Origin of the sequence: Isoptericola sp. NPDC056618 (assembly GCF_042792715.1) — a bacterium.
Classification (GTDB): domain Bacteria; phylum Actinomycetota; class Actinomycetes; order Actinomycetales; family Cellulomonadaceae; genus Isoptericola; species Isoptericola nanjingensis.
Genome location: NZ_JBHTVZ010000012.1, coordinates 131,702 through 138,902 on the forward strand (window position 1 = coordinate 131,702; position 7,201 = coordinate 138,902).

Consider the following 7,201-nt stretch of genomic DNA (forward strand, 5'->3'; position numbering starts at 1 on the left):
CCGAAGGACCCGCATGAACCTCACCGGCATCGTCCCCGCCCTCCTCGCCGACCCCGGCGCCGCCGCCGCGCTCGAGCACGTCCCGGCGCGCGGCTTCGCGGACGTCGTCGGGCCGGTCGGCGTGCGCGCCCCGCTGCTGGCGGCGGCGGCCGAGCGGCGGCCGCTCGTCGTCGTCACCGCGACGGGGCGCGAGGCCGACGAGCTCGCCGCCTCGGTGCGCGCCTACCTGCCCGACGACCGGGCCGACGACGTCGCGGTGCTGCCCGCGTGGGAGACGCTGCCGCACGAGCGGCTCTCGCCCCGCGCGGACACGGTCGCCAAGCGGCTCGCGGTGTTCCGCCGGCTGGCGCACCCGGACCCCGAGCCCGGCCAGACCGGCCCGGTCCGCCTGCTCGTCATGCCCGCCCGCGCGCTGCTGCAGCCGGTGGTCGAGGGGCTGGGCGAGCTGGTGCCGGTCGAGCTGCACTCCGGCTCGACGGCGGACCTCACGGACGTCGCCGACCGCCTGGTCGGCGCCGCGTACACGCGCGTGGACATGGTCGAGCGCCGCGGCGAGTTCGCCGTCCGCGGCGGCATCCTCGACGTCTTCCCGCCCACCGAGGACCACCCCCTGCGCATCGAGTTCTGGGGCGACGAGGTGACGGAGATCCGCTGGTTCGCCGTCGCTGACCAGCGCTCCCTCGAGATCGCCGAGCAGGGCCTGTGGGCCCCGCCGTGCCGCGAGATCCTCCTGACCGACACGGTGCGCGAGCGCGCGGCCGGCCTCGTGGAGCGCCTCCCCGGCGCGATCGAGATGCTCGACAAGCTGGCTGCGGGCGTCGCGGTCGAGGGCATGGAGTCGCTCGCGCCGGTGCTCGTGGACCGCATGGTCCCGGTGCTCGAGCTGGTGCCCGACGACGCGCTGCTCGTCATCGACGAGCCCGAGCGCGTCCGCCGCCGCGCGCACGACCTCGTCGCCACGACCGAGGAGTTCCTCGCCGCCGCCTGGACGGGCGCCGTCGCCGGCGGGGCCGCGCCGATCGACCTGTCCGCGGCGTCGTTCGAGACGTTCGCCGAGGTGCGCGACGTCGCCGCCCGCCGCGGCCTGGGCTGGTGGACGCTGTCGTCGTTCGCGCTCGACGCGGGCGGCGACGAGGGCACCGTGGCCGAGGCGGAGGTCGACGGCGTCACGACCTTCACGGTCGGGGCGCGCGACGTCGAGTCGTACCGCGGCGACCTGCAGCGCGCGCTGGACGACGTGCAGACGCTGCAGCGCGCCGGCTGGCGGCTGCTGCTCACCACGGAGGGCCACGGCCCGGCCAAGCGCATGGTCGAGCAGCTCTCCGCGCAGGACACGGCCGCTCGCATGGTCGCCGAGCTGGGGGAGGAGCCCGAGGGCGGCGTCGTCCTCGTCGCGCCCGCCCTGGTGGGCAAGGGCTTCGTCGCCACGGACCTGCAGCTCGCGGTGTTCAGCGAGTCCGACCTCACGGGCCGGCAGGGGTCCACCACCCGCGACATGCGCAAGATGCCGAGCCGGCGGCGCAACGTCGTCGACCCGCTGCAGCTGCGCGGCGGCGACTTCGTGGTGCACGAGCAGCACGGCGTGGGCCGGTTCGTCGAGATGGTGCAGCGCACGCTCGGCGCGGGCGCGAACGCGGCGACGCGCGAGTACCTGGTCATCGAGTACGCGTCGTCCAAGCGGGGCCAGCCGGGCGACCGGCTGTTCGTGCCGATGGACCAGCTCGACCAGGTCACGAAGTACACGGGCGGCGAGGCGCCGTCGCTGTCCAAGATGGGCGGCGCGGACTGGAAGAACACCAAGGCGCGCGCCCGCAAGCACGTCAAGGAGATCGCGGGCGAGCTCATCCGCCTGTACTCGGCGCGCATGGCCACCCAGGGGCACTCGTTCGGCCCGGACACCCCCTGGCAGCGGGAGCTGGAGGACGCGTTCGCGTACGTCGAGACGCCCGACCAGCTCGTGACGATCGACGAGGTCAAGGCCGACATGGAGAAGCCGGTCCCGATGGACCGTCTCGTGTGCGGCGACGTCGGCTACGGCAAGACGGAGATCGCGATCCGCGCCGCGTTCAAGGCGGTGCAGGACGGCAAGCAGGTGGCCGTGCTGGTGCCGACGACGCTGCTGGTGCAGCAGCACTTCGACACGTTCTCCGAGCGGTACGCAGGATTCCCCGTGACGGTGCGGGCGCTGTCCCGCTTCCAGTCGGACAAGGAGTCGGCCGAGACGGTGGAGGACCTCGCGAAGGGCGCCGTGGACATCGTCATCGGCACGCACCGCCTGCTCACCGGGTCGGTGCGGTTCAAGGACCTGGGCCTCGTGATCGTCGACGAGGAGCAGCGGTTCGGCGTCGAGCACAAGGAGACGCTCAAGCAGCTGCGCACCAACGTGGACGTGCTGGCGATGTCCGCGACGCCGATCCCGCGCACGCTCGAGATGGCGGTGACCGGCATCCGCGAGATGTCGACCCTCGCCACGCCTCCGGAGGAGCGGCACCCCGTGCTCACCTACGTGGGCGCGTACGAGGAGAAGCAGATCGCCGCCGCCGTCCGCCGCGAGCTGCTGCGCGAGGGCCAGGTCTTCTACGTGCACAACAAGGTGGAGACCATCCAGAAGACGGCGTCGCGCCTGGCGGAGCTCGTCCCCGAGGCCCGTATCGGCGTGGCCCACGGCAAGATGAGCGAGCACCAGCTGGACCAGGTGATCCGCGCCTTCTGGGAGAAGGAGCTGGACGTGCTGGTCTGCACGACGATCATCGAGACCGGCCTGGACATCTCCAACGCCAACACCCTGATCCTGGAGCGCGCCGACGTGCTCGGCCTGTCGCAGCTGCACCAGCTGCGCGGCCGCGTGGGCCGCGGGCGGGAGCGCGCGTACGCGTACTTCCTCTACCCGCCGGAGCGGCCGCTCACCGACACCGCGCACGACCGGCTCTCCACGATGGCCGCGCACACCGACCTCGGCGCGGGCATGCAGATCGCCATGAAGGACCTGGAGATCCGGGGCGCGGGCAACCTGCTGGGCGGCGAGCAGTCCGGCCACATCGCGGGGGTCGGCTTCGACCTCTACGTGCGCATGGTGGGCGAGGCCGTGGCCGCGTTCCGCGGCGAGCGCGAGGAGGAGCAGCCCGAGGTCACCATCGAGCTCCCCGTGGACGCTCACCTGCCCGAGTCGTTCATCGCGACCGAGCGGCTTCGCCTCGAGGCGTACAAGAAGATCGCGGCCGCGCAGGACGCGACCGAGCTCGCGGAGGTGCGCGCCGAGCTCGTGGACCGCTACGGCAAGCTCCCCGACGTCGCCTCTGCGCTGTTCGACGTCGCGGACTTCCGCAACCACGCCCGCCGCGCCGGCCTCACGGACGTCACGGCGCAGGGCAAGTTCGTGCGGTTCGCGCCGGTGGACCTCGCGGAGTCGGCGCAGCTGCGGCTCAAGCGGCTGTACCCGGGCACGATCCTCAAGCCCGCGATCCGCGCCTTCCTCGTGCCCTTCCCGACGACGGCGCGCATCGGCGGCCGCCCCCTGCGCGGGGCGGAGGTGCTCGCGTGGGCGCGGCAGCTCATCGACGCGGTGGTCCTGGGCGAGGTCTCGGCCGCCGCCTCGGTCGGCACCTCCTCGCCGAGGTAGTCATGGTCCCGCCGAGGTAGTACGTGTCCTACCTCGGCGAGACGAGACTCCCTCGGCGAGCGCGTCAGACGCCCGGGCGGTTGCCGTCCGGGATGGTGATGGGCGTCGTCGTGCCCGACTGGCCCTTGTTGAGGAACGCCATGCCCAGGGCCTTGACGAACTTGTCGAACAGCCCGAACGAGTTCGGCGCCACCGGAAGCAGGCCCTCGCGGAAGGCGACGTACGCGGGCCACACGGAGCGGATCAGCGCCCGCGACGCCCAGTCGCGCCGCAGGTCCAGCCAGTCGGCGATGTCGTCGCCGAGCTGGTAGATGACGAACTCGTTGAGGAACCCGCGGGTGACGCCGAGGTCGACCTGGGCGGTCAGGCCGAGGAGGACCTCGGCGAGGTCCCGGCCCTCCGGCGTGGGCGCGAGCAGCGGCGTGAGCACCTGGTCGGACTGGGCGTGCGCGTCGGCCCAGGTCGCGGGGATGTACTCGTCCCGCACGCCGAGCAGGTGGAGCGCCACCTGCCAGTGGTGCAGGAACGCCTCCTCGTCCGCCGCGGACATCCGGACGCCCCACTTCTTCATGGTGCGGTGGGCGAACGTCCCGGTGCTGTGGAACGTCACGAGGATGTCCATGTTGCTGATCGGGATCGTCTCGTCGGCGACGGCCTTCCAGTACGGCGACTGCGGCAGCAGGTGCCGCACGGCCGCGTGCACGAGGCGCGTCTTGTTCGCGGTGACGATCATCTGGCCGTCGGGCTCGTAGGCGTTCCGGTCGGTGAGGTCGTAGCCGAACGTGAAGGTCTTCGCCGCGCGGTCCTGCATGTCGGCGCCGCCCTTGGACCAGTACACGGACTTCGCCTCGCGGGGGATGACGGTGCTCATGATGCCGCCGCCCAGCCCGTAGATGACGAAGAGGTACAGGTCCTTGCGGCGGTTGAAGTCGGCCGCACGGCGCAGCTTCTCCATGTCTGCCCAGGCGGGCAGCCGTGCCTCGCGGCCCAGGAAGCCGGCGAGCTCCGAGGGCAGGCCGGCCGGTACCGGATGGTCGTTGTCCACCCACGGGAGGATGGCGTCGTTGACCGCGGGCACCTGGCCGGCGTCGATCACCGACGCCATGATCGCGTCGATCTCGTCGTCCCAGACCCACAGGGGGTCGACGCCGGTGCCGCTGCGCGCCACCGATCGCGTGGGCGACCAGGACCAGGCGACGCCTGGGGCCGCCGCGCTCGTCAGGCCGAGAGCCGCGCCCAGGGTCAGCAGGGTGCGTCTGTTCATGTCGTTCACGGGACCACCTGTTTCCGACGGGGACGGGGCCCCGCGGCGGCATCGTCGTCGACGCCGTCCGGGGGCGGGGCGCCCGCCCGGGACCGATGTGACTGGCCGTTCACTTGTGATTCGTCGTTAACATATGACCGTTGGCGGCGCGGCACAACCCCTCGTCAGAGCACAGGCCTCGCACGGTGGGCCTCGAGCTCGAGCTCGAGCTCGAGCGTCGCGTCAGCCGAACGACTGCGCCGTCGCGTGCTCCACCTCGACGAGGACGGCCACGCGCTCCTCGCCGCGCGGGTAGTCGGCGCCGGTGTGCGCACGGGCGATCCTGTCGACGACGGCCCACCCGCTGTCGCCGTCGAGCACCCGCACCACGTGGCCGCGCAGCATGGCCATCTCCCAGGGGCGCTCGGTGTGCGTCACGGACACGGCGACGCGCGGGTCGCGCTCCACGTTGCGCGCCTTCTGCGAGCGCGGGCCCGTGAGGAACGCGAGGAGGTCGCCCTCCCACGACACCCACAGCGGCACGCTGTGCGGCGAACCGTCGGCCAGCAGCGTCGCCAGGTGCGCCACGTGGGGCTCGGCGACGAGGCGGCGGGCGGTCTCCGGCAGGTGGGCGGGGCCGGGCAGGGGGTCGGGCAGCGGATCGGTTCCGGGTGCGGTCGTCATGGCGGGTCGACCTCCGCGGGGGCCGGGAATGATCGCTGGCGCCCGGCCCGGGTGGATTTGCCGCCTCGCCAGGTGGCGAGCGGAATCCGTTCCTAGCATGAGGAGCGGACGGCGCGGCGCGGGGCCGACCGCGCCCTCCGCGAGGACCCGCGACCGCGGGCCGGCACGCGACGGACGGGGACGCGATGAGCGGGACGACCGACGACGGGCGCGGCGGCGCGGGGGCGCCGCAGGACGCGGCGGCGCGCCTGGCCGCGCTCGAGCGGGAGAACGCCGAGCTGCGCGCGCGGCTCGCGGCCGGTGGCCAGCCGGTGCTCGTCGCGGCCGCGCCGCCCGCGCCCCGCGAGCCGCGCCACCGGGGCCGGGCGGCGGCCGCCGTCGTCCTCGTCGTCCTCGGGGCGCTGCTCGCGCCGGTCGCCGTGATCGCGGCCTGGGCCGAGCGCACCCTCACCGACACGGACCGGTACGTCGCGACGGTCGGGCCGATCGCCGCGGACCCCGCGATCCAGGGCGCCGTCGCCGGCCGGCTCACCGACGTCGTGATGGAGCAGATCGACGTGAGCGCCATCGTCGGCACGGTCGTCGACGGGCTGGAGGAGCGGGGCGTCGGGCCGCGGGCCACCGAGGCGCTGACGCAGCTCGAGGGGCCGCTGACCAGCGGCGTCGAGTCCTTCGTGCGCCGCGCGGCCGACGGCGTCGTGACCAGCGACGCGTTCGAGGACGCCTGGGTGCAGGCCAACCGGGTGGCGCACCAGCAGCTCGTCGCGACGATGCGCGGCGAGGGCGGGGAGCTGCTGCAGATCGGGCAGGACGGCCAGCTCACCATCCAGCTCTCCGGGATGATCGACCTGCTCAAGCAGCGGCTCGTCGACCGGGGCCTGGGCGTCGCGGCGCGGATCCCGGAGGTGAACGCGACGTTCACGCTCATGCAGACGTCGCAGCTGGTGCAGGTGCAGAACCGGTACGCGCAGGTGGTGGCGCTGGGGACGTGGCTGCCGTGGATCTCGCTCGGTCTGCTGGCCGCGGGCGTGCTGGTCGCGCGGCACAAGTCGCGCACCCTGGTCGTGGCGGGTCTGGCGCTCGCGGCCTCGATGGTGGTCCTGGCGATCGGCCTCGCGATCGGACGGGGGATCTACCTCGACGCGCTGAAGGACGTGGTGCTGCGGCTCGACGCGGCCGAGGTGCTGTTCGACCAGGTCGTGTCGTTCCTGAGGGTCACGCTGCGGACGATCGGCGTGCTCGGCCTCGTCGTCGCGATCGTCGCGTACCTGGGCGGGAGCAGCGCGTCGGCGCGGTCGCTGCGCGCGGGCGCGGGCCGCGGGTTCGCGCGGCTGCGCGACTACGGCGAGGGGCGCGGGGTGTCGACCGGGCCGGTGGGCGACTGGCTGGGCCGGTACCGCACGCTGGTCCGCGTGACGATCATCGTCGCCGCGGCCCTGGTGCTCCTGCTCGCGGGCAGTCCCACGCCGGGGCTCATCATCGGCACGGCGCTGGTGGCGGGCGTCCTCATCGCGCTGCTGGAGCTGGTGGCACGTCCGCCCCGGCCCGACGTCCCCGCCGCGGACGACACGGTCGGCCCGCCCGACCTGCCCGCCGCGGCCCGACCCACCCACTGAACCCTTCGAGCAAGCGATCTGTCGCGCCATCCCGACGGG

Annotated in this window: 4 protein-coding genes; 2 read left to right on the forward strand and 2 right to left on the reverse strand. The window is 73.6% G+C overall.

Annotated elements, in window-relative coordinates; all coding sequences use genetic code 11:
- Window positions 1-13 precede the first annotated feature (13 nt).
- Complete coding sequence (gene mfd, locus ACFQ8T_RS14975) at window positions 14-3,619, forward strand: transcription-repair coupling factor (protein WP_430547311.1); 3,606 nt, start codon at window positions 14-16, stop codon at window positions 3,617-3,619.
- Between the two features lie 64 nt (window positions 3,620-3,683).
- Here the strand turns inward: mfd and ACFQ8T_RS14980 are convergent, their stop codons facing one another.
- Together ACFQ8T_RS14980 and ACFQ8T_RS14985 are read right to left on the reverse strand one after the other, a co-directional pair.
- The gene (locus ACFQ8T_RS14980; RefSeq protein ID WP_430547312.1) at window positions 3,684-4,883 is read right to left on the reverse strand and encodes an oxygenase MpaB family protein; all 1,200 of its coding nucleotides are present in this window, start codon (window positions 4,881-4,883) and stop codon (window positions 3,684-3,686) included.
- Window positions 4,884-5,105: 222 nt separating this feature from the next.
- Window positions 5,106-5,546 (reverse strand): TIGR03618 family F420-dependent PPOX class oxidoreductase, encoded by a 441-nt coding sequence (locus tag ACFQ8T_RS14985; RefSeq protein ID WP_430547313.1) that lies wholly within the window; start codon window positions 5,544-5,546, stop codon window positions 5,106-5,108.
- A 185-nt stretch (window positions 5,547-5,731) separates the two neighbouring features.
- Here ACFQ8T_RS14985 and ACFQ8T_RS14990 point away from each other — a divergent pair, with 185 nt between their 5' ends.
- On the forward strand, window positions 5,732-7,162 hold the full coding sequence (locus tag ACFQ8T_RS14990; protein WP_430547314.1) for a hypothetical protein: 1,431 nt from the start codon (window positions 5,732-5,734) through the stop codon (window positions 7,160-7,162).
- The last annotated feature ends 39 nt before the right edge of the window (window positions 7,163-7,201 follow it).